At 31.0% G+C, this 22667-nt stretch carries 17 protein-coding genes; 2 read left to right on the top strand and 15 right to left on the bottom strand.

Annotated features, from left to right (window positions below; genetic code table 11):
• Window position 1: 1 nt before the first annotated feature.
• From L8Y18_RS03605 to L8Y18_RS03675, 15 genes are all read right to left on the bottom strand, one after another.
• Window positions 2–793 carry an NADH-quinone oxidoreductase subunit C gene (locus L8Y18_RS03605; RefSeq protein WP_257928400.1) on the bottom strand — a complete coding sequence of 264 codons (792 nt, stop codon included), beginning with the start codon at window positions 791–793 and terminating at the stop codon, window positions 2–4.
• On the bottom strand, window positions 793–1290 hold the full coding sequence (locus tag L8Y18_RS03610; RefSeq protein ID WP_039619352.1) for a NuoB/complex I 20 kDa subunit family protein: 498 nt from the start codon (window positions 1288–1290) through the stop codon (window positions 793–795). Before L8Y18_RS03610 ends, L8Y18_RS03605 begins: the two co-directional genes overlap by 1 nt.
• Window positions 1269–1688 carry an NAD(P)H-quinone oxidoreductase subunit 3 gene (locus L8Y18_RS03615; RefSeq protein WP_220566531.1) on the bottom strand — a complete coding sequence of 140 codons (420 nt, stop codon included), beginning with the start codon at window positions 1686–1688 and terminating at the stop codon, window positions 1269–1271. The genes L8Y18_RS03610 and L8Y18_RS03615 overlap by 22 nt, the downstream gene beginning before the upstream one ends.
• Window positions 1689–1806: 118 nt before the next feature.
• Window positions 1807–2475: an ATP-binding cassette domain-containing protein gene (locus L8Y18_RS03620; protein ID WP_263665518.1), complete on the bottom strand. Its 669-nt coding sequence runs from the start codon at window positions 2473–2475 to the stop codon at window positions 1807–1809.
• Entirely contained in the window at window positions 2459–3232 is a 774-nt protein-coding gene (locus L8Y18_RS03625) for an ATP-binding cassette domain-containing protein (protein ID WP_263676260.1), read from the bottom strand. Before L8Y18_RS03625 ends, L8Y18_RS03620 begins: the two co-directional genes overlap by 17 nt.
• The gene (locus L8Y18_RS03630) at window positions 3229–4005 is read right to left on the bottom strand and encodes an ABC transporter permease (RefSeq protein WP_263662742.1); all 777 of its coding nucleotides are present in this window, start codon (window positions 4003–4005) and stop codon (window positions 3229–3231) included. The genes L8Y18_RS03625 and L8Y18_RS03630 overlap by 4 nt, the downstream gene beginning before the upstream one ends.
• Complete coding sequence (locus L8Y18_RS03635) at window positions 3998–4936, bottom strand: ABC transporter permease (RefSeq protein ID WP_318529650.1); 939 nt, start codon at window positions 4934–4936, stop codon at window positions 3998–4000. Before L8Y18_RS03635 ends, L8Y18_RS03630 begins: the two co-directional genes overlap by 8 nt.
• Before the next feature lie 11 nt (window positions 4937–4947).
• Window positions 4948–6483, bottom strand: coding sequence for an ABC transporter substrate-binding protein (locus L8Y18_RS03640; protein WP_070255429.1), 1536 nt, complete (start codon window positions 6481–6483; stop codon window positions 4948–4950).
• Between the two features lie 43 nt (window positions 6484–6526).
• Window positions 6527–8470: a BCCT family transporter gene (locus L8Y18_RS03645; protein ID WP_263660439.1), complete on the bottom strand. Its 1944-nt coding sequence runs from the start codon at window positions 8468–8470 to the stop codon at window positions 6527–6529.
• Window positions 8471–8668: 198 nt separating this feature from the next.
• Complete coding sequence (locus L8Y18_RS03650) at window positions 8669–9319, bottom strand: LutC/YkgG family protein (protein WP_133319465.1); 651 nt, start codon at window positions 9317–9319, stop codon at window positions 8669–8671.
• Entirely contained in the window at window positions 9312–10727 is a 1416-nt protein-coding gene (locus L8Y18_RS03655; RefSeq protein WP_220555595.1) for a LutB/LldF family L-lactate oxidation iron-sulfur protein, read from the bottom strand. Before L8Y18_RS03655 ends, L8Y18_RS03650 begins: the two co-directional genes overlap by 8 nt.
• Complete coding sequence (locus tag L8Y18_RS03660) at window positions 10724–11464, bottom strand: (Fe-S)-binding protein (RefSeq protein ID WP_115614003.1); 741 nt, start codon at window positions 11462–11464, stop codon at window positions 10724–10726. Before L8Y18_RS03660 ends, L8Y18_RS03655 begins: the two co-directional genes overlap by 4 nt.
• Window positions 11465–11470: 6 nt before the next feature.
• Window positions 11471–13126 carry an L-lactate permease gene (locus L8Y18_RS03665; protein WP_412175789.1) on the bottom strand — a complete coding sequence of 552 codons (1656 nt, stop codon included), beginning with the start codon at window positions 13124–13126 and terminating at the stop codon, window positions 11471–11473.
• Between the two features lie 276 nt (window positions 13127–13402).
• Window positions 13403–15529 (bottom strand): pentapeptide repeat-containing protein, encoded by a 2127-nt coding sequence (locus L8Y18_RS03670; protein ID WP_263676263.1) that lies wholly within the window; start codon window positions 15527–15529, stop codon window positions 13403–13405.
• A complete protein-coding gene (locus L8Y18_RS03675; RefSeq protein WP_263676264.1) occupies window positions 15529–19308 on the bottom strand; it encodes an Eco57I restriction-modification methylase domain-containing protein in 3780 nt (1259 codons plus the stop codon). Before L8Y18_RS03675 ends, L8Y18_RS03670 begins: the two co-directional genes overlap by 1 nt.
• Window positions 19309–19520: 212 nt before the next feature.
• Between L8Y18_RS03675 and L8Y18_RS03680 the strand changes: the two genes are divergently transcribed.
• Together L8Y18_RS03680 and L8Y18_RS03685 are read left to right on the top strand one after the other, a co-directional pair.
• Window positions 19521–20099, top strand: coding sequence for a cytochrome c3 family protein (locus L8Y18_RS03680; protein ID WP_133319461.1), 579 nt, complete (start codon window positions 19521–19523; stop codon window positions 20097–20099).
• Between the two features lies 1 nt (window position 20100).
• Window positions 20101–22620 (top strand): molybdopterin guanine dinucleotide-containing S/N-oxide reductase, encoded by a 2520-nt coding sequence (locus L8Y18_RS03685; protein WP_263676265.1) that lies wholly within the window; start codon window positions 20101–20103, stop codon window positions 22618–22620.
• Window positions 22621–22667: the final 47 nt, after the last annotated feature.

The raw sequence follows: 22667 nt of genomic DNA on the forward strand, positions 1-22667 counted from the left end.
TTTATCTTCTCTTATCTAAAATTTTTACTTGCGTTCTTTTGGCTTTTTTCACAAAAGGCACGCCACCTTCTTCTTGATATTCTTGTAGGTATTTATCCTCTCTTGGAGCTTCGCCTTTACCAACCTCATGATAAATTCTACTAAAGTTTAGCGTGTCTTTTTCATCTACAAAACCTGGATCTCTATTTTCTTCACCTACAACCTCGCGGTATTCTTTTCCAAAAATTTTATCTATCTCATACCACTTAGCAAATTCATCACCATGCAAAGGATAGCTTTTTAAAAAAGGATGTCCATACCAATCATCAGGCATTAAAAGTCTTTTTAAATTTGGATGATTGATGATGAAAATTCCAAACATATCATATATTTCTCTCTCACACCAATTAGCACCCTTAAAAACGCTCATAACACTTTGAAGCCTTTCTTTTAAACCAACGAAAGTTTTTATTCTCACTCTTAAATTTTTCTCCATATTTAAAAGCTGATAATATACTTCAAAACCCTGTTTTTGAGCGACAAAATCAATCGCACTTGCGTCAGTAAAACAGCTATAACCTAAATTCTTAAGCTTATCAAGAATAGCAACATTATCATCTTTGTTTATCTCAATCACCCAAAAATCAAGCTCTATAAAAGAATTTTTTAACTCAAATTCTTGGCTTAAAATTTGATGATCACTCTCAAAAATACTGCTTTCTATGCTTAGTTTTTTAGTTGCAGGTGCATGGTAAAATCTATCCTCATAATAATTTTTTAACTGAGCATTTTTCTTATCGCTATATTTTCTCATCATATAAGCCTTTTTGGAGCTATTTTTCTGCTTGCTTTTTCTTTACGAATTCTTTTTTGCAAAATCATCAAAGCAAATTGAAAAGTTTCAGGACGCGGGGCACAGCCTGGTACATAAATATCAACAGGAATAATCCTATCCACTCCTTGGACAGTAGAATAGGTATTAAACATACCGCCGGTATTTGCACAAGAACCCATAGAAATAACCCATTTAGGATCAGGCATTTGATCATAAAGTCTTCTTGTAAATTCAGCATGTTTTTTACTTAAAGTACCCGCTATAATCATTACTTCAGATTGTCTTGGACTTGCTCTAAAAATTGTTCCAAATCTATCAAAATCATATCTTGCACCACCTGCTGCCATCATTTCAATAGCACAACAAGCAAGTCCATAAGATAGTGCCCATAAAGAATTACTTCTACCCCATTGCACTAACTTATCAACCGTAGTTAAAACAACTGGCGCATTACTCATTTTTTGATACTCTGCCATGCAAATGCTCCTTTTTTATAAGCATATAAAAAGCCTACTGCAAGTAATAAAATAAAAACAAACACTTCCACTAAGGCGAATAAAGATAAGCCATATTTTGAAAGTTCCGCGGTTAAATCTTTAAAAATCACCGCCCAAGGAAATAAAAACACCACTTCAATATCAAGCAAAATAAAAATCAAAGCAAAAACAAAAAATTGAGAATTGATTTTATTTGCTTGTTTAGAAGCCATAGGCCCACACTCATAAATTCCTAGTCCAAGTTTTTTTCTATTATGAGAGGCTAGCTTAGAGCCTATTTTAGAAGAAATATACACCAAAGTAAAAAATATAACACTTGCAATAACAAGCATTGCAAAGATGCCAAAGTATTGATGCTCTATAGTTGCGTGCGTCATAATAAACCTTTTATTTAAGCATAATTAAATTTATTTTACTTCAATTTAGCTATATAAAAACTTATTATCAAAAAAATAAATTTTTATGTATTTCAAAATGAAACAGTTTTTATCTTTATTATAAATACATTTTTTTATGGCAAATATCTTGTAAGATTTTTTCCTGATGAGAAATAAAAATATAAGTAATATCGTATTTTTTTTGAAAAGCATATAAATAATTTAGAATTTTACAAGCAGTTGGTATATCAAGTGCTGCTGTGATTTCATCTAAAATAAGCAATTTTGGTTTTAAAAGCAAAGCTCTAATCAAACCTAATCTTTGGCTTTGACCGCCACTTAATTTAGAAGGTTTTAAATTTAAAATATCTTTTTCAAGCTCAAAAGCATCAAAAAGTTTAAAAAGCTCTCCAAAATCGGGCTTAAGTTTAAAATTTTCATACACATCAATCAAAAGTCTTTTGGCACTTTTGTAAGGATTTAAAGCTAACTTTTGATCTTGGAAAATATATTGAATTTTTTGGCGTAATTTTCTTTGAGCGTTAAAATCTAAATTTAATATATTTTCATTTTCAAACAAAACTTCTCCAGTATTTGCGCGTTCAAGCATACAAAGAATTTTAGCTAAAGTGCTTTTACCACTACCACTTTCCCCACAAAGCAATAAATTTTCATTTTGATTTAAAGAAAAACTCACATCTTTAAAAACAAAAATTTCCTCTTCCTTTAAATACCAATGTTTTTTAAATTTATAAGATTTGCTTAAATTTTTAACTTCTAAAAACATTCTCATTCTCAAAATAATTTAACAATTCTTTAGCAAAAACACCTTTTGGATTGCTTAAAAACTCTTTCACGGGCATTTGATAAATCAAAGTTTTATCTTCTATGATAGCCACCTCATCACAAAGCTCTTTAGCTAAATTTATATCATGAGTAATGAAAATGAGATTTTTAAATTGTGTTTTTAACTCTTTTAAAATAGCGATGATTTTTTCTTCATTAGCTCTATCAAGTGAGCTTGCAATCTCATCACACAATAAATACTTAGCCTCGCTTAGTAAAGCTAGAGCTATTTGAATGCGTCTTGCCATACCACCACTTAACTGATATATAAAAGAATGCCATAAAAGATCATGATTTTTAAGCCCTAAACACTCAAAATAATAAAAGGCCTTTTCTTTAATCTCTTTTGTGCTTAAATTAGTATGAGTTTTTAAAACTATATTAAAATAACTCCCTATATCAACAAGAGGATAAAAACTCCCATAAACATCTTGAAAAAGTAAATTTACCTTAGTTCTTAAAATATTTAGCTCTTTTTCTTTTAAAATTAAAATATCTTTTTGATCTATCCTAAATTTTTGTGCATTGAGTTTATAGTGTTTATCAAAAAGCTTAATCATGCTTTTTAAAAGCAAGCTTTTTCCCGCTCCACTTTTACCCATGATAGCCAAAGCTTTACCATCTTCTAAATTAAGATTTATATCTTTTAATAAGATCTTATCTTTAAAGCTAAGATTTAAATTTGCAATTTCTATCATGCTTTAATCTCTTCTTGTAAGTCATTACCCAAAGCAAGCAAAGGTAGGATAAGCATAAGTATAAAGGCTACTGGAAAAACTATCATCCACCAAAATCCTAAAAACACAGCCTTACTTGCTTCATTTAACATATTTCCTAAACTTGGAGTCCAAAGCTCTACACCCAAGCCAAAAAAGCTTAAAGTAGCTTCACTTGTAATAGCATGGGCGATATTTAAAACAAAAAGCACAAAAAGCAAATTCCAACAAGCAGGTAAAAGCTCACTAAATAAAGCTTTCATCTTACTAGAGCCTAGAATGATAGCATTTTGATAAAACTCAAGTTTTTGAAATTTATTAAGCTGAGTATCAAGTACTTTTGCCACAAAAGCAAAATGCCCCAAAGCGATGATAAAAATCATACTCCACAAAGATCCCGCCAAAAAACTTTGAAAAAACATAATCACAAGTAAAGAAGGTAAAGCCAAAAGCATATCAAGCACTCTAGCAAAAAAAGCATAAGCAAAAAATCTTGTTAAAAACACATAAACACAAGCAAAAAGTACGCTAAAAAATGCCGCCATTACCCCTACAAATAAAGAAATACGCAAGGCATATAAAATACGCGTAAAAACATCTCTACCAAGTAAATCTGTGCCAAAAATATGACTTAAATTTGGGGCTATTTTAGCCTTGCTTAAATCCACTAAATTAGGATCATAAGAGCTTATTAAAGGTGCAAAAAGTGCTAAAATAAAACTTAGCAAAATCATCATCACATAAAACTTACGCATTAGCAAACCTTGGATTAATCATCTTGCAAATTATCTCTACGATAAAATTTACAAGCACTACCACTAAAATGCTAAAAATTACCACAGCTAGCACCACAGGATAGTCTTTAAACAATATACTTTTAATCACTAAATTTCCAACACCCTCGTAAGAAAACACACTTTCTACTATATAAGTTCCCATTAAAAAACTCACAAAGGAAGCACCAAAATACGCGAGTATAGAAGCAAAAGCATCTTTTAATACAAAATGCAAATAAATTCTTTTTTTACTAAGTCCTCTTGCAAAAGCACTTTCTATAAAGCCCTGATTTAAACTATCAATCAAACTTGTCCTTATAAAACGCACAAAAACAGCTAAATGTGAAAGCACTAAAGCACACACTGGTAAAAACAAATGCCACAAACGATTAAATATATCATCTTCAAAGCCAATATCAGCAATAGCCGAACTTGGAAAAAGCTTAAAAAATACAGCAAAAACTAAAATAAGCATTAGCGATAAAGAAAAAGTAGGCAATGCAAAAAAACTCATCGTTGAAAAGGTAATAATTTTATCCAAAAAACTATCTTTATAAAGAACGCAAAAAAGTGCCAAAACCAAAGACAACACAAAAAGCACCAAAAAAGCCAAACTTCCTAGTATGATGGTATAGGGAAGTTTTTCTTTTAAAATTTCACTAACCTTTTCTCCGCTGATTAAAGAGTAGGAAAAGTCGCCTTTCATGGCATTAAAAAGCCAATTTTCATACTGCTCTAATAAAGGCTTGTCTAAATTTAAATTATGCTCAATTTCTTCTTTTATTTTAAGGCTAGTTCCTTGAGGCACACTAGCAAAAACCACACTTCCTTTAGCATGATAAATCATCACAAAACATAAAAAACTTGCAAAAATCATCAAAAAAAACGCCCATAAAAGGCGTTTAAAAATGAGTTTTAGCACTAATTTTTGCTCCACTCATAAGCATTCCAAGTAAAACCTACCCCATGATGACCTAAAATATGAGGTTTTATACCTTGGATATTTTTAGCAAAAACTAAAGGATAATCGATATAAGCTATAAATAAAAATGCAGGATCTTTATATAAAGCGTCAATAAATTCTTTATAGTATTTTTTTCTTTCATTTACATCAAGTGAATTTCTAGCTTTTATCAAAGCTTCATCAACTTTAGCATTTTGATAATGACCAAAATTCCATCCACTAGAGTTTAAAGCACTATCTTGAGAGCTTTCAAAAACTCTAAAAGTATGAAAATCAGGATCATAAGGACTACCCCAACCTACCAAAAAGCTGTCAATCTTAGTATAGTCAAAACTTCCACTCGGCTTAGCAACTGCCTTTGCCTTAATGCCAAGCTTTAAAAACTCACTTTGTAAGATATTTACCAAAGCTATTCTTAGTGGATCTTCACTCATAGCATACATTTCAAAGCTAAATTCTTTGCCATTTTTTTCTAAAATTCCATTTTTGTTTTTCACAAAGCCTGCTTTTGCTAAAAGCTCATTTGCTTTTTTTACATCATAAGTATAAGTTGCAAATTCTTTAGGATTTGCCCATGATTTTTCCAAAGGATGATTTGCTACTTTTCCAAAAGAATGCAAAAGAGAATCCACAATAGCTTTTTTATCGATAGCGTAATTTAGCGCTAAACGCACATTTTGATCTTTTAAAAACTCATGATTAAAATTAAACATCAAAGCACGATAATCAGCCGAAGGCTCTATAAGCATTTTAAAGTTTTTATCATTTGCAAAATTTGAAGCTAGAGCAAAATCAACTAAAGCTACATCAATAGAACCATTTTTAAGCTCAATAGCACTAATACTTGGATCTTTAATATGTTTTAGTATGAGTTTTGGTGTTTTTACCTTAGCTAAATGATAATTTTCATTTGCTTCTAAGATCATGTATTGACCTTTTTTCCATTGTTTTAGCTTATATGGTCCTGTTCCTATAGGCATTTGATTAAATTTAGTAGTATTTAAATTTTCTTTTTCAAGTAAATGTTTTGGTAAAATTCCCACACTCAAAGCGTCTAAAAATGCAGGAAAAGGCTTTGAAAGTGTGATAATCAAATGATAATCATCAATGATTTTTACTTCTTTAACTGCGTCAAAATTTACCTTTGAGGGTGAATTTAACTTCTCATCTTTTAAAGCATTTATACTAAATTCCACATCTTTGGCACTAAATTTAGTCCCATCATGCCACAATATATCATCTCTTAAAGTAAATTCATAAACAAGCCCATCTTTACTAACTTTCCAAGATCTAGCAAGATCAGGCGCTAAGCTCATATTTTCATCAAAGCGTGTAAGTCCTGAAAACACAAGAGCAATTGCCACATCATGATCTTCACTAAAAAGCGGATTTATACGCTCTGGCTCATTTTCCACTGCTATAACGATCGTATCTTTTGGCGTAATAGCAAAAAGATTTAAAGCACAAAAAAACATTAAAAAAAATCTCAACATAAAAGGCCTTTCTTATAAGAATAAAGTGTAATTATAACGCTTTTTAATCATAAGCTTTGGTAAAAATTTCATTTTTATCATCAAATAAAAGTTGCAAATACCTCTCATATTGCTTTAGTATATCTACGATGATTTCTTGCTCGTTTAAATACTCTATATTATAACCATTACGCGAATCAGCAAAGAAAGTTTGTGGCTCAAAGATAAATTCTTTAGAATAAGTTGGCATAAATTTATCATCGATTATGCTTTGGCTTGCTTGTTTTTTTACTACTTGCACTCCATAGATAAAATCTTTTGCAAATTCTTTTTTTATAATCAAACTTATACTTGATTTTTCTTGAACGATCTGTGTTTTCAAGCCGTAGTTTTTTAGACTTTGGCTGAGTGATTCCATAGCATTTTTAACTTTGGTATTTAAGAAATTTTGTATGTCTTGTTCTTTGCTTTGTTTTAAAATTCTAGCAAGTCTTTCTTGCCAAAATTCTCCTGTAAAATACACACTACTTTGACTAAGCTTAGTTAAAGAGTAATTCACATCTACAATTAAGCCTTTAAGCAATGAAAAACACATCAAACAAAGCAAAAATGCAAAAGGTAAAGCCACTATCATAGTGATACTTAAAATCGCCCCCAAGCCGCCTGAATACAGTAAAGAAGTAGCTAAAAGCGCAAGCACAAAACCCCAAAGGATATTTTGCCATTTGTATGGCTCATGAGCACCACCACTACTTAAAGAATTTAACACAAATATCCCACTATCTGCTGAAGTGATGAAAAACAAAGCTAAAACCAAAAGCGCAAGCAAAGAACTAAAATAAGAAAAAGAAAAATTTTGTAAAAAATAAAAAAGCAAACTTTCAGGTGCTGAAGTAAAAGGACTTAAAATATCATTGAAATTTAAAGCACTATTGCCAAAAATGCTAAACCAAAGTATATTAAAACTAGTAGGCACTACAAGCACGCCAAAAATAAATTCCCTTATCGTTCTACCACGAGAAATCTTAGCAATGAAAAAGCCCACAAAAGGCGCCCAACTAAGCCACCAAGCCCAATAATAAATAGTCCAATTATTAAACCATTCTATATGTTCTTTTTCATAATAATAAGTCTTAAAGCTCAAAGAAATTAAATTTTGCAAATAATTTCCAATATTAGAGCTAAATTGTGAAAGAATTTGGATGGTATTTGTTGAAAAAAGCACAAAAAGCATTAAACACACTGCAAAAACTAAATTTGCTTCACTTAAAATTTTTAAACCCTTTGTTAAGCCACTAATCGATGAGAGCGTGGCTAAAGAAATAATGATGATTATAATCACGCTTTGTTCTAAAAAGCTTTGTCCGTTTAAAATACCCAAATTTGAAAAGCCCGCATTTAATTGAGATGCACTATAACCAAGTGTGGTACTAATGCCAAAAACCGTGACAATTAAAGCAAGTATATCAACTAAATTTCCCCAAAAACCATAAATTTTATCTTTAAGCAAAGGGTAAAAAGCACTACGCAAACTAAGAGGCATTTTATATCTAAAACCAAAATACGCCATAGCCAAAGCACACACCCCATAAATAGCCCATGGGTGAATTCCCCAGTGAAAGATAGTATGTAGCATAGCTTCTTCATCGCTTGTTTGCAAGGCTTTTTTATGTATGAGAGGTTCAGCCACACCAAAATACATAAGCCCCACACCCATACCCGTAGCAAAAAGCATAGCAAGCCAAGAAGTAAATTTAAAATGAGGTTTTTCATCATCATCGCCGAGTTTAATATCGCCAAATTTTGAAAGTGCGAGTGCAAGCATAAAACACACAAAAAAACTCACGCTTAATATGTAAAACCATGAAAAATTTGCAAAAATTCCACTTTTTATATGATTGATAAAATCATTTGTAAGTTTAGGCAAGAAAATACAACTAAGGCTTAAAACAACTATAATACTAATACTTGGTAAAAATACTGCCTTTTTAAAACTTGTTTTTAACATGATTTTCCTTTTTATAGTTTTAAAATTTAAGTTAATACCTTTTTTACTATGTCAAAAAATATCTTAAATATAACTAAAATCAATAAAATAGCGAAGGTTGATAAAAATATAATTTAATTAATGTTTTAAAAACCAAGAAGTTAATTTTTGATTTGAAGGTGATTTTAGAATTTACACTAAGTGCAAATTCTAAATAAATCAATAAAGTATAATATGAACCTTTTGAGATCCATGAACTCCAAAAACAGTGATAAGTTCAATATCTGCAGTTCTTGATGGCCCTGCTATAAACAAAATATTGCTAGGTAAAATTTCATTTTCTTCTTTTACTAAATTCAATGCTTGGCTAATGCTTTTTACAATATTTTCTTTTTTTAATAAGACAATACAAAGCATAGGAGCCAAAGAAAGCATTCTTGGTTGAGTTTTATCAGACAAAACTAAAGCAACTCCATGTGAGCTTACTCCAACTCTTGCTTGGATGATAGAAAAATCACTATGAAAAACTTCTTTTCGTATTTTTTCAATCTCTTGATTAAAACAAGTCTTTTTTTCGGCTTCAATTTTATTTATATCTAAATTTAAATTATCAGGATAAATAAGACTTTTATAGCCATAACTTTTAACAATTTGATTGATTTTTTCTTCTAATTTTTCTAACGAGCTTTCTTCTACTATGTATTTATTTGCACTCATTTTTTCTTTTAACTCACTATACATATCATCACTTGTTTTGATATGCTCTATAGGATCCATAGTCGGGATTTTTTCAAAAGATAAATGTGTATTTTTAATCTTATCCAAAATAGCTTTTTTGCTTTGTGAAGAAATTTCATTTATTCTACTCACACTTTACTCCTTGCATATTTTCAAGTTCTTTATAAAGATCAAGTTTTATTTGTGGAAATTCCTTATAAGCACTCCATTTTTTAACTACTGGTAAAGAACTTTTTCCTTTTTGCAAAAGCCAATTAAAATTATGTAAATTTGCTAAAGTATTTTTCCAAATAATAGGAGTTGTAGCTACTTTTTCAAAAATCTTAAATGCCATAGCTTCAGCAGTATTTGGAGCGATATTATCAAAACTTCCTTGACCTACTTTTGCTGCTCTTAATTTGCGTATTAAATCCGCAAGAGGAATTCTTACTGGACAAACTTCAGAACATCTTCCACAAAGCGAACAAAAAGTAAGAATATCACCATTTTCTTGCATACCAAAAAGATTAGGACTTATGACTTCTCCAATCGGCCCTGGATATACACTTTGATAAGTATGGCCGCCTATTTTATCATACACAGGACAAAAATTCATACAAGCCCCACATCTTATACAACGCAAAGCTTCATAATAATCTTCATCATTTAGCATTTTGCTTCTATTATGATCAAAAAGAATAATATGCACTTCTTTTGGGCCATCTAAATCTCCATTTTTTCTAGGTCCTGTAATGATATTGTTATAAGTTGGTATAAATTGACCCGTAGCTGATGGAGTAAGCAAAGACACCATAGTGGCAGCATCTTCAAAGCTTTCCATAACTTTTTCTATACCACAAAGTGCTACATGTATATCACTTGCTGTGGTGCACATCCTACCATTTCCCTCATTTTCTATAAGCCAAAAAGCGCCTTCTTTAGACATAGCAAAATTTACTCCGCTAAGTCCCATTTTAAGCCCTTCAAATTCATCTCTTAAATGCTTTCTTGCAATAGAATTTAGCTTTTCTGGCTCACTTTCTAAATTAGAGCCTAATTTTTCTTGAAAAATTTTACCAATTTCATAGCGGTTCTTATGTACCGCTGGAACTACAATATGCACGGGAGTTTCATCATTTAACTGCAATATAAGTTCGCCTAAATCTGTTTCTATGGCTTTTAAGCCTTTGGATTCTAGGTAGTGGTTTAAACCTATTTCCTCACTAGCCATAGATTTACCTTTTAGAATTTTACCGATGTTTTTTTCTACCATTAATTCATATATAATCTCACAGGCATCCTCATCAGAACTCGCCCAATGGACATTTATGCCATTTTTAGTGGCATTTTGTTCAAATTCTAAAAGCCTATCGTGTAAAGTTGATAAAGCATTGTTTTTAGCTTGCTTAGCTTTAGATCTTAGTCCTTGCCAATCATTAAATTTCTCATCTATAACTTTTAAACGATTTTTTTGCAAAGTATGCATGGCAGATCTTAAATTCTCTCGCATTTGCTTATCATGAATTTTCACATCCACGATTTGTTCATGTGTCATTTTCATATCGCAACTCCTTCAAGACGCTTGTTTAAAAAATCATACAAATGAATTCCTTTTATATCAAGCCCCATTTTACTCATCGTGCCTGCAATATTCATCAAACACCCACCATCAGAACTTAATACATATTTTACACCTGTATTTTGGATATCTTTGATTTTTTCTTGTGCCATAGAATTTGAAATTTGAGGCTCTTTCACAGAAAAAGTTCCTCCAAAACCACAGCATTCTTCTTCAAATTCTAGAGGAATTAATTCCACATTTTTGAGTTTTTTTAGCAGATTTTTGCTCGCTTGTATACTTTTTTGAATTCTTAATGCATGGCAGTTAGAGTGCCAAGTGACTTTTATAGGTTCGCCTTTGTCTTCATAATCAACCTTTAAAACCTCATCTAAATACTGACTAAGATCAATCACTCTAGAGCTAAATTCCTTTACCAAGTTAAAATGCTCATCATCTTTGAAAAGCTCTAAATAATCATGACTCATCATCCCTGCACAAGAACCGCTTGGCACTACTATAGGATAATCTTGAGTAAAAAGTTTTATATTATGCAAAGCTATATTTTTACTTTCTTTAAAATACCCTGAATTAAATGAGGGTTGAGAGCAGCAAGTTTGCTGCTTTTTAAATATAACCTCAACCCCCTCTCTTCTTAAAAGTCTAACCGCGTTTAAAACACTTTCTTGCATTATCGCACTACCCAAACAAGTAGCAAATAAATACACTTTTTTCATCATCAATCCTTATTTTAAAAGCACTGCTTCAGGGATGATCCCGTGGAAGAAAAATGCTATAACAAAAGTCCAAATTCCTATTAGAATTATAAAACCTATTGAGTATTTTAAAGTAAATCTAAACAATTCAGATTCTTTTCCTACAAGTCCAACTGCTGCGCAAGCTACCGCTATACTTTGAGGAGATATCATTTTACCCACAACTCCACCAACAGAATTTGCTGCTAAAAATAAAGTTTCTGAAATTCCTAACTTTTGAGCACTAACTTGCTGTAATGTCCCAAAAAGCAAATTTGAACTAGTATCAGAACCTGTTAAAAACACACCTATCCATCCTATGATAGGAGAAAAAAATGCATAAGCATCGCCTGTATTTGAAAAAGCAAGTCCTAAAGTAGTGCTCATACCGCTATTTTTAGCTATAAAGGCAAAAGCAACTACTAAGCCTATAGTTAAGCATGGAGTGGCCATTTCTTTTAAAGTTTCCCAAAAACACTCGGTAGCTTCGTTGATTTTTATTTTCAACACAACAATGCTCATTAAAGCAGCCACTAAAATAGCAGTTCCTGCTTGTGCTACTAAATCTATAGTATGTGATGGAATCATTGTTTTTGTGATTTGTGGATTAACTATATCAGGACTTATGATAGCTCCTAAGGCTTCATTAAATTTCAAAGTAAATTGCATAAAATTTAATATTCCATCTTTAGCAAATAAAGCCTTAAACCAAGGTTGAGTCCATATAATAATACAAATAATCAAAAGTATAAAAGGAATCCAAGCTAAAAATACTTTTTTAAATTCTAGCTTTTGTGAGCTTTCAAAGTCTTTTACATCATCTAATCTAAAAATATTTTTTGGCTTCCAAAATTTTAAAAATATGGTAGTAACAGACAAAGAAACAACCGCTGAAATAATATCTGGAAGTTCTGCGCCTAAATGATTTGAACTCCAAAATTGTGTAGCAGTAAAAGAAACGGCTGCAACAAAAATAGCAGGAAAGGTTTCTTTAACCCCTTTTAAACCATCCATTAAAAATACTATAAAAAATGGTATAGTCAAGCTAAGAGGCACAAGCATTCTACCCACCATAGCTGAAACACCGTGCTGTTCTATACCTGCTAGATTACTCATCGCTATAATAGGAATCCCAACTGCTCCAAAAGCTACCGGAGCGGTATTGGCTATGAGACAAAGTCCTGCAGCGTATAATGGCCTAAGCCCAAGTCCTACAAGTAATGCAGCGGTAATAGCCACTGGCCCTCCAAAACCTATAGCACCTTCTAAAAAAGAACCAAAACAAAATCCAATCAAAATCACTTGAATTCTATGATCTGGAGTGATACTCATAACACTTTGTTTTATCACTTCAAACGAGCCTGATTTGATAGAAAGTTTATATAAAAATATGGCCGCGATGATGATCCAAGCTATAGGCCAAATACCATTTGCAAAACCTTGTATAAAGCTAGCACCTAATAAAGAAAACGGCATATCATAAGCAAACAATGCCACAACACTTGATAAAATAAGAGTTAAAAAGCCTGCTTGATAGCCTTTGAGTTTGAAAACTACAAGAGAAAGCAAAAAGCACAAAATAGGCAAAAAAGCCACCAAAGCACTTAAAAGTATGTTGTCAAATGGATTATATATTTGTTGCCACATATTTTTCCTTTTGATAAAAATTTCCAATATCTAGCTTAACAAATATTTTTATTTTTGTGTATTTTTGTTAGAAAAAATTAACTATATGGGTATAAGAGTAACATTTAGTATAAAAATTCTCTTTTAATAAAAACAAAAATTTACACTTTACAAATGAAATATAAAGTATTGTTTATATTTTAAACAAAATATAAATATAATAAAAATATTTATATCAAAAGCATTTTTAAATCAAATTTTTCATCACACTTTAAAGCTAAAAGCATGATTTTGCTTTTAGCTTGGCACTATGGAGTTTTTGCGTGCAGTTTTTTGGAGTGAGAATATCACTAAAGCTACAAGTATAAAATATACCACTGATAAACTAAGCAGTAAAGGATAAGTAGTGTTGCTGTCTTTTTCTAAAAAGCTTCCAAACACAGGAAGCATTAAACTAGGTTTTGCAAGTAGTGCAAAAATACAAACTATATAAGAAACACTTACAAAAAGAAATCTTTTAGGCTTGCTGTCAAAAACCATTATAAATACAAAAGTACATGCAAATAGCATTATAATCATAAAATGAGTAATAATCGACATAGGAAATCCTACGCAATAAACCACCCCTGCAAACAAAGGTAAAAATAAGAGCCATAAATATTTTTTATTCAACAATGCAACAAAAGTCACTAACAATACAAAACCAAAAGAAAAGTAGACCTCGGTTTTAGATAATAAATTATCCAAGTTTTTAAATTCTTGCTCTATATTCAAGGATAAAAAATTATAAGTCGTTTTATTGTGTTCTTTAAAGATATAACTTTCATTAGTATCTACTTGAACGATGTGATATTTTGCATTATTTTCTATGCTGGGTTGTTTAAATTTATCAAGCACAAAAGAAAAAATGCTAAAAAGCATGATGATTATAAGTAGATTATGAAACACTTTTAGCAAGTCTGTATGATGATCGCAAAGTTTACGATAAAAGAAAAGTTGCCATTTATCTACTATATCTTTAAGAGTTTTACCTTTTTTATTTTTTAACTCTATCTCTTTACAATAAAGCTCGTATTTGTGAAAATTTGAAGCTTCTAAAAGATTATTATCTTTTATCAAAGCACTTTTAAAATTTCTAAAAGAATCTCTAAAATCATTTGCAATTTCATAATTATACTTACCTTTTCCTTGTAAAGACATTAGCTGTATTTTTTTATCTACCCTAGTAAAACCAAAATTTAAATTCGAATTTATAACGTTTATATTGCTCTTAAATAAAGCTTGAGAAAAATTTGGTATTTCATCAAATTGCACCCCATAAAAACAAGCTGTCTTTTCAAACTCACACTCGTGAAAATCAACTTCCTTTTTAAACCAAGAATTATTAAAATACACGCTTTCTTTAAATGTGCAAGTATTGAAAGCAACTTCATTGAAAGTATAATCCTTAAAATTCATATCTTGCAAAAAGATGCATCTTTCAAAATTTACACTCTTTATAAAAAGTTCTTTTGATATATATAATTTTCCAAAAGTAATATCTTTAAAATTTATATTTTGTGTGAGCGTAAAATTATTTATAGATAAACTTATTTCTCCTTTAAAAGTTGAATTATTTAAAGATATGTTATTAGCTGAAAGAAAAGACAAATCAGTATTTTTTTCTATGGTGGAATTTATAATTTCTATATTGTGTCCTGTGGAGTTATTTAAAGTTAAATCTTTCAATATTTCACTATCAATAATATTTAATAAATCAAATGTTACACCTAGAATCAAATTATTTTCAAAATTTGATTCTATAATCGTTATATTCTTTCCAATAGCTCCAATAAAAGCAACTTTATCTTTACATTCTATGTAAAAATTAGCTTTATCACACTTAAATTTAGCCCTATTAAATTTCAATTCTTTTTGAAAATAACCTTTATAAAAATCTATATTACTACTAAAAATAGCCTTAGAAAAAACAACTTCATTTAAAAAAGCAACATTGGAAAAACTTATCTCTTTTTTATTTTCTGTATTTCCAAAAACAGCACCTAAAAAAGATACTTGTTTTTCAAAAGTAACACGAGAGCAAATAAAATTTTCAAAATTTGCTTGTTGAAAATTCACCTCTTCTTTAAAAGTACAACCTGAAAAAACTAATTCACCTATAAATTTAGAGCTAGCTTTGATTTCATTTATAAAAGTTACACCTGAAAAAGACATATCTAACAAAACATCTTTTGTAAAAATAATATTTTTAATTTCATTTACCCTTATATCAAGATCTTTAATACCTTTTTCTTGTAAAATCTTAAAATCTATTTTTTCAATTATTGCATTGCCAAATACACTTATTCTATCTTTTCCTATTGATATTTGTGTATTTGTTGCATAAATTCCATATTGTGTCAATCTCTGATCAAATTCATTCATCATTTTCCTTCAATGATTTTTATTTCTTCTTCGGTTAGGTTGTAAAGTTTATAAACGATAGAGTTTATTTTATCTTCTTGGGTTTTGGTGTTTGCTTTTTTGTCTTGTTCTTTTAAAATTAAAATCTCATCGACTAAGCTTATAAGCTCGTTTGCTAGTTTTTCATTTTTAGAATTTATTTTTGGTATAGGAAATTTCTCCACATATTGATTTGATAATAAAAAACCTTTATCTGAATACAAATGCCCGATATTTTTAAAATAATAAAATATCAAACTAGAATTTAAAAATCCCAAAAGATATTTAAGTTCATTTTTAGAATTTCCTACCATAAAAGCCATAGAATCCAATAAAACACACTCGTTTTCTAAAATAAAACTCGGCTCCTGTGTTACTCTTTGCCAGCCTATTTTTTCCTTTTCAAACTGCGATAAATAATCTTTATTTGGATTGTTATCTAATTCAAGCCAATGATGTTGTCCTAAATATGGTTTTTGATCTGTTATAGGCTTATTAGTACATTGTCCTCTAGCTTGAAGTTTTTTCTTGTATTGTTTTAAATGATTATATATAGCAGGATATTCTTTTTCTAAAATTTTATAACTTCCAAATTCAAAAACTATAATCCACAAATTCGCCCACTCATAACTATATCTTTTTATATCTCTACCGCGTAGCATTTTGCGTATGAGTTTGGCGGTGCGTTCTCTTTCGGCTTCATCTTTGCATTTAGCTAGAATTTCATCTCTTTTTTCAGTAGTGATGATAAAGGCTTCATTATAGCCCGTTTTTATGCCATAGTTTATATTAAGCCCATGCCAGTCTTTAAGCGGAGTGCCGTGCTTTTCTATCTTTGCTTTTAGCGCGTTTGTGCCCTCATCGTTAAAAGTAAAGCTTTCTTTGCTTAAAGAATTTTGTGCGATTTTGTTAAAATTTAAAATGCTTTCTATATTAAAGTCGTTTTCTTTTAAAAGCTCGGTATTTGGGGCTAGGTACTTAAAGCTATTATCTTTAGTTTTTGCTTTTTCAAAGCTTAGTATGGAAGTATCTACCGTAGCACTATCAAAGACTTTTATGCCATTTAGATCGATGTATTCTAAAAGTGTGGTATTTTTGAGTAAAAACTCTCTTAAAGCTTCTCCATAACCTGCTCTTGTGTATTTGTTTGAAGTGATGAAAGACAAAACACCATTTTGCTTTAGCACATTAAACCCAAGCTCATAAAAGTAAGTATAAATGTCGCTTGTGCCTTTATATACTTTATAGTTTTTGGCTAAATTTGGCTTTAACTCTTTGATGTCTTCTTGTCTGATGTAAGGTGGATTACCGATGATGAGATCAAACCCTTTAAAATTCCCGCCCTCATCAAGCACTTCGCTAAATTCAAAACGCCATTCAAAAGGATTTGCACTTTCTAAGTCAAATATACTCTCATAAAGCTTTTTAAGCTTTTTAAATTCTTTCTTAGCTGCACTTTCATCAAAGTCAAATTCAAACATATTTTTAGAGAAAAATGCTCTAAAATTCTCATCTTTTTCATCTTGTGCTAAAAAATCGCCGTATTTTTTAGAGTATTCATTAGCGCCGTTGGTAAGTTGCTTGATCTCTTTGGCAAATTTGTCTTTTAAGCAGAAATTTTTAAAAGATTCTTTGAGGTTTTTGATCTCTTTTGCGATGAAAGTTTTGTCGGTGTAAAAGCCTTCTTTATAGTCTTTGACTATGCGTTTGTATTTATCCATGCGTTCTTTGATATTTGGGTAGTGAGAAAGGCTTTTGTGAATTTCAAAATAACTTATAAGCGAATTCCCGCATTTTATGTTGATATCGATGTTTGGCAGGGTTTTAAGATCATGATAGTTTGTATCATCAAAGCTTTCATAAAAGCTGTGTTTTAAAAGCTCTATCCAAAGCCTTAGTTTAGTGATCTCACATGAGTTTGGGTTGATATCTACTCCAAAAAGATTGTTTTCTATGATGTCTTTTTTACGCTCGAAAAGTTCTTTTTGGCAAAGGTGGGTTTTGTCTTTGTCAAAATCAGGGCGTTTATACTCTAAAAACTGGCCTTTGTGATTTTGCACTAAAATTTCATCATTTTGCACGCTTAGGTAAAAGTCCTCTTCAAACAAACCAAGCTCATAATGCACCATAAGCATGGCATTTAAAGCTGAAACTAAAAAATGCCCACTTCCCACTGCAGGATCGCAAATGCGTATGGAATTTAGCAAGGCTAGTTTTTGCTCTTGGGGGATTTTTTCTTGGCGTAGCTGGGTTCTTAGCTCGCTTAGCTTGGTGGCATTTAGCTTAAAAGTATGGTTAAACTTATCTAGCACGACTTTTTCTATGCTTGCTTTACACATATATGAAGTGATAAAGCTTGGGGTATAAAAACTACCTTCTTTGTAGCCATTTAGCTTTTCAAAGACATTTCCCAAAACGCTTGAGTTGATGAGTTCTTTTTGTTTGATGAGTTCTTCGCTTTGCTCATCTGCTCCAAAATCAAAACTATCTAAAAACTCAAACAAATACTCAAGCAAACCTACTTTGCCTTTTTTGCTTTTACCTTTGTCATCTTTTAACTGCGTGTGTGGGTGATACTCTAGCAAAGCATCATTTTCCAAAGTAGCGATTTCTAGCGTGGTTTTTTCGATGGCTTGTTTTTCAAAAAGTGATGAATTTAAATAAGGCAAATAGCTAAATTTACTCTGCGTCCTTGTGTGCTTTTCTTTAGCCAAGATATCAAAGAAAAGGTGTGAAAGGGTAGTAAAATTTGGAATTTTTTCGTTGTTTAGAAATTTAAGGGTTTTATCATCGTTAAATCGAACTAAATTAGACTCAATAAGCTTTAAAAATAAAATGCGATTTAGCCAAAGTATGATGAATTTTAACACCTCTTCAAAGTCATGCTTTGGAAGTTTGCTCGCTATGAGATGATAAAGTGTGCCTTGGGCTTGTTTGCTTTGCTCACTTTGTGTGATGATGAATTTAGAAAGCTGTTTGCTCTCGCTTAAACCTAGGATGTACAAAAGCTCTTTATAGAATGCGTTGTTTAGTGAGTTTGCGTCATTTGGGCTAAATTCATTTAGCAAAAAGTCTCTATGAAAGGTTTTAAAAATGCTTGCTAGATTTTTGAAATTTGACTTTTGCTTGTCTTTTAAAAAGGCTAAATCGATGAAAAAGCCTTTTAAGCTTTCTTTGGAATTTTCTATAAGTTTGCTTGCTTCTTTGTAAAATTCATCAGTGTTGCCTTTAAAAAGTGAATTTGGGCTTTGAAATTCTTCAAAAAGCTTTTTAAAGCTTGTGTTTTTATAAAAAAGCTCTTCAAATTCACTAGCTTTGAAAATGTAGAATTTATAAAAGTCTGTGATGATGATAAATTTCAAACTAAAGCTATGCTCTCTGTTTCTAAAATAATACAAAATGGCTTCATGCAAGGCTTTGGAATTTGGCTTTGCGTGGATGATGAATTCTTTTGAGTTGGGCTTTTTAGCTTCGATGAGAACTTCTAAGTCTTTGCTAAACTCATCTTTAGCAATGGCTAAATCAATCTCGCTTTTGCCTTTTTGCTTGGTTTTGATGTGGGTTTTGAAATTTAGAGTGGTTAAAAATGGACTAAGTGTGTTAGCTACAAGATAATCTTCATTTTCACTTTGTGAGCTTTCAAGCCTTTCTAGATACTGCATTAAAGCCTTGCTAAAAGTGTCAAATTCATTTTGTGTAATTTGCTTTTTGCGGTAGTAGGGGTTGAAAAAATCTTTTTCATTTAGCAAAGTAAAGTGCATTTTTAACCTTTATAAAGAATATTTTATATTTTACTAAAATTTACTTTAAAGGATTGAAAAGACTTTATGAAAATATAAAAACAAATAAATTAAAAATTAATAAAAAATTATTAGATAATATTTATTATTGCATTTTTTATATTTTTATACTAAGAAAATTTTAATACTAAAGTTATACAATAAGTTTATATTAAAAATATCAAGGAGGCAAAATGGGAAAAATTTTAGTTTTCTGTTTAGCGCTTGTTTCTTTTGTTTGCGCTAAAAATGAATTTTTTACAAGTGAAGTAAGCTCACTTTACTTAAGCAAAAATGACACAAAAGCTGTTGGTAGATTGCTACCCACAAATCCTTTTGAAGTATTAAAAACTGATGGAAATAAAGTTTTAGTCAAGATCACAGGCTATGTTAATCCTGCTTCGCCTTCTGTGCTTTATTACAACGATAGTCAAAGAATCATAGTTGCTGCATTTTCTAAAAATACAAAACTTGATTTTAAAACTTATACTAAAAGCAAAAATGGAAAATGGGATAAAGCTACCATAGAAGTTTGGACTGACAAGAAAGATTTTGCAAAAAGCAACAAAGAAATGTTTATAAAAGCTAAAGAGCTTTATATGAATAATTGCGGAATTTGTCATAGCGTTCATAAAGAAAGTGAATTTAGTGCTAATGGCTGGCCTGCTACTTTTAGATCAATGGTAAATAGAACAGGAATTGATAAAAAAGATCATTGGCTAGTGATACAGTATTTGCAAAAAAATGCAAAAGATTTTAAGGAGGTAAAATAAAATGGGACTTGATAGAAGAAAATTTTTAAAAATCGGAGCAGGGTTAAGCGTGTTGCCTTTAGCTCCTAGTTTAGCCATGAGTAAAAATATAGAAGTTTCTCAAATAAATTCTGGTTTAGTAAAAAATGGAAGTGTGATAACAGCAGCACATTGGGGAATTTTAAAACTTACCATTAAAGATGGTGTGGTAATTAAAAGTGAGCCATGGGAAAAAGTAACACAAATTGACAATCCTTTACAACACTATACAGCAGATATGATCTACAAATCGCGCGTGAAATATCCTTATGTTAGAAAAAGCTATCTTGAAAATCCCGACAGTCCAAAACCTGAACTTAGAGGAAAAGATGAATTTGTGCGTGTAAGTTATGATGAGGCTATAAAACTTATAGCAAAAGAACTTAAAAAAACAAGAGAGCAAAAAGGAACTCAAGCTATATTTGGTGGAAGCTACGGATGGAAATCTAGTGGAAATATGCAAAATTGTAGAATATTGCTCCATAGATTTTTAAATGTCACAGGTGGTTTTGTAGGGACTACCGGAGATTACTCAACCGGAGCTTCTCAAATAATAATGCCTTATGTTGTAGGCTCTATTGAAGTATATGAACAGCAAACTTCATGGGAAAACATTTTAGAACATTCTAAAATAGTAGTTATTTGGGGTGCTAATCCTATCGCTACTTTAAGAATAGCTTGGACTTCAAACGATCAAAGAGGTCTTGCTTACTTTGAAAAATTAAAAAATAGTAAAATCAAGGTTATCTGTATAGATCCTATAAAAACCGAAACTGCTAAATTTTTAAATGCACAATGGATCTCTCCAAAACCAAATACAGATGTTGCTATGATGATAGGCATGGCTAGTCATTTGATCGAAAAAAATAAAGTCAATTATGAATTTTTAGAAAATTATACAAGTGGATTTGATAAGTTCAAAGCTTATTTAGATGGCAAGAATGATGGCATTAAAAAAGATACAAAATGGGCAAGTAAAATTTGTGGAATTGATGAAAAAATCATCAAAACACTGGCTGAAAGTTTTTATGATAACCCTACTATGATCATGAGTGGTTGGGGTATGCAAAGAGCTCATCATGGCGAGCAACCTCATTGGATGTTAATAACCCTAGCTTCAATGCTTGGTCAAATTGGCACTAAAGGTGGTGGATTTGGCTTAAGTTATCACTATAGTAATGGTGGTGTTCCATCATGCAAAGGTGGTGTTATAGGAGGTATTACAGCAGGAGCTGTGGGAATTTGGGAAAATGGTAAATTTAAAGGTATACCAAAAAATGGAGAATCTCAAGGTGGTGCTGAATGGCTACAAAATACTGCTAGTTATTCTTTTCCTGTAGCTAGAATAGCTGATGCTTTATTAAATCCTGGGAAAGTTATAGACAATAATGGTTCTAAAATAACCTATCCTGATATTGACTTTATTTATTGGGCAGGTGGAAATCCATTAGTTCATCATCAAAATACAAACACTAACATCAAAGCATGGCAAAAACCAAGAACTATAGTTGTAAATGAAATTTATTGGACTCCAACTGCTAAAATGGCAGATATTGTAATGCCTACCACAAGTTCTTATGAACGAGATGATATTACCATGAGTGGAGATTATTCTAATATGAATATAGCTCCAATGAAGCAAGCAGTATTACCAATAGGCGAGAGCAAAGATGACTATGAAATTTTTGCTGATATTTGTAAAGTGTATGGAGATGATGTATTTAATGCTTATACCGAAAATGGTAAAAAAGCAAAAGATTTTATTAAAGAATACTACAATAGCGCTTTAAAACAAACTCAAGCTTATGGGGATGTATTTGAGCCAAAAATGCCAAGTTTTGAAGAATTTTGGGCCAAAAATGAGCCTATAACTTTTTCTCCAACTATAGAAAGTATGGAATGGGTGAGATTTTCTGAATTTATTGAAGATCCTATCTTAAATGCTCTAGGTACTGAATCAGGTTTGATAGAAATTTACTCAAAAACTATCGAAAAGTATAACTATAAAGACTGCAAAGCACATCCAATGTGGATGGAGCCGATAGAATGGCTAGGAAATGCTACCAAGGAAACACCTTTTCATCTACTAACTAATCATCCAACAGATAGGCTTCACTCTCAAATGTGTCATACCTTATTGCGTGAAAAATATGCAGTAAATGATAGAGAACCTATCTTAATCAATCCTATTGATGCTAAAAAACTTGGAATCAAAGATGGTGATATTGTAAGAGTTTTCAATAAAAGAGGTCAAGTTCTCGCAGGTGCTGTGGTAACTAAAGATATTATGCCAAATGTTGTAAGATTATGCGAAGGTGGCTGGTATGATCCAAATGATGAAGGAATGTGCAAATACGGAAATGTAAATGTCTTAACTATTGATATGCCAACTTCTGAATTAGCAAACGGAAACATTTCTCATACAGGCTTAGTAAATATAGAAAAATATAAGGGATTACCGCCTAAAATAACAGCATTTACAGCTCCAAAAGGCGCTGTATAAACATTCTCTTTCTTAGAAGATAATTTCTTCTAAGAAACCAATTATCT

This window comes from Campylobacter sp. CNRCH_2007_0968H, assembly GCF_025773245.1.
GTDB classification, from domain to species: Bacteria; Campylobacterota; Campylobacteria; order Campylobacterales; family Campylobacteraceae; genus Campylobacter_D; species Campylobacter_D lari_D.

Bases quoted from the DNA above. Each gene is read 5' to 3' on its own strand.
- L8Y18_RS03605 (WP_257928400.1), bottom strand. From the start codon at position 793: ATGAGAAAATATAGCGATAAGAAAAATGCTCAGTTAAAAAATTATTAT.
- L8Y18_RS03610 (WP_039619352.1), bottom strand. From the start codon at position 1,290: ATGGCAGAGTATCAAAAAATGAGTAATGCGCCAGTTGTTTTAACTACG.
- L8Y18_RS03615 (WP_220566531.1), bottom strand. From the start codon at position 1,688: ATGACGCACGCAACTATAGAGCATCAATACTTTGGCATCTTTGCAATG.
- L8Y18_RS03620 (WP_263665518.1), bottom strand. From the start codon at position 2,475: ATGTTTTTAGAAGTTAAAAATTTAAGCAAATCTTATAAATTTAAAAAA.
- L8Y18_RS03625 (WP_263676260.1), bottom strand. From the start codon at position 3,232: ATGATAGAAATTGCAAATTTAAATCTTAGCTTTAAAGATAAGATCTTA.
- L8Y18_RS03630 (WP_263662742.1), bottom strand. From the start codon at position 4,005: ATGCGTAAGTTTTATGTGATGATGATTTTGCTAAGTTTTATTTTAGCA.
- L8Y18_RS03640 (WP_070255429.1), bottom strand. From the start codon at position 6,483: ATGTTGAGATTTTTTTTAATGTTTTTTTGTGCTTTAAATCTTTTTGCT.
- L8Y18_RS03645 (WP_263660439.1), bottom strand. From the start codon at position 8,470: ATGTTAAAAACAAGTTTTAAAAAGGCAGTATTTTTACCAAGTATTAGT.
- L8Y18_RS03655 (WP_220555595.1), bottom strand. From the start codon at position 10,727: ATGAAAATGACACATGAACAAATCGTGGATGTGAAAATTCATGATAAG.
- L8Y18_RS03660 (WP_115614003.1), bottom strand. From the start codon at position 11,464: ATGATGAAAAAAGTGTATTTATTTGCTACTTGTTTGGGTAGTGCGATA.
- L8Y18_RS03665 (WP_412175789.1), bottom strand. From the start codon at position 13,126: ATGTGGCAACAAATATATAATCCATTTGACAACATACTTTTAAGTGCT.
- L8Y18_RS03670 (WP_263676263.1), bottom strand. From the start codon at position 15,529: ATGAATGAATTTGATCAGAGATTGACACAATATGGAATTTATGCAACA.
- L8Y18_RS03675 (WP_263676264.1), bottom strand. From the start codon at position 19,308: ATGCACTTTACTTTGCTAAATGAAAAAGATTTTTTCAACCCCTACTAC.
- L8Y18_RS03680 (WP_133319461.1), top strand. From the start codon at position 19,521: ATGGGAAAAATTTTAGTTTTCTGTTTAGCGCTTGTTTCTTTTGTTTGC.
- L8Y18_RS03685 (WP_263676265.1), top strand. From the start codon at position 20,101: ATGGGACTTGATAGAAGAAAATTTTTAAAAATCGGAGCAGGGTTAAGC.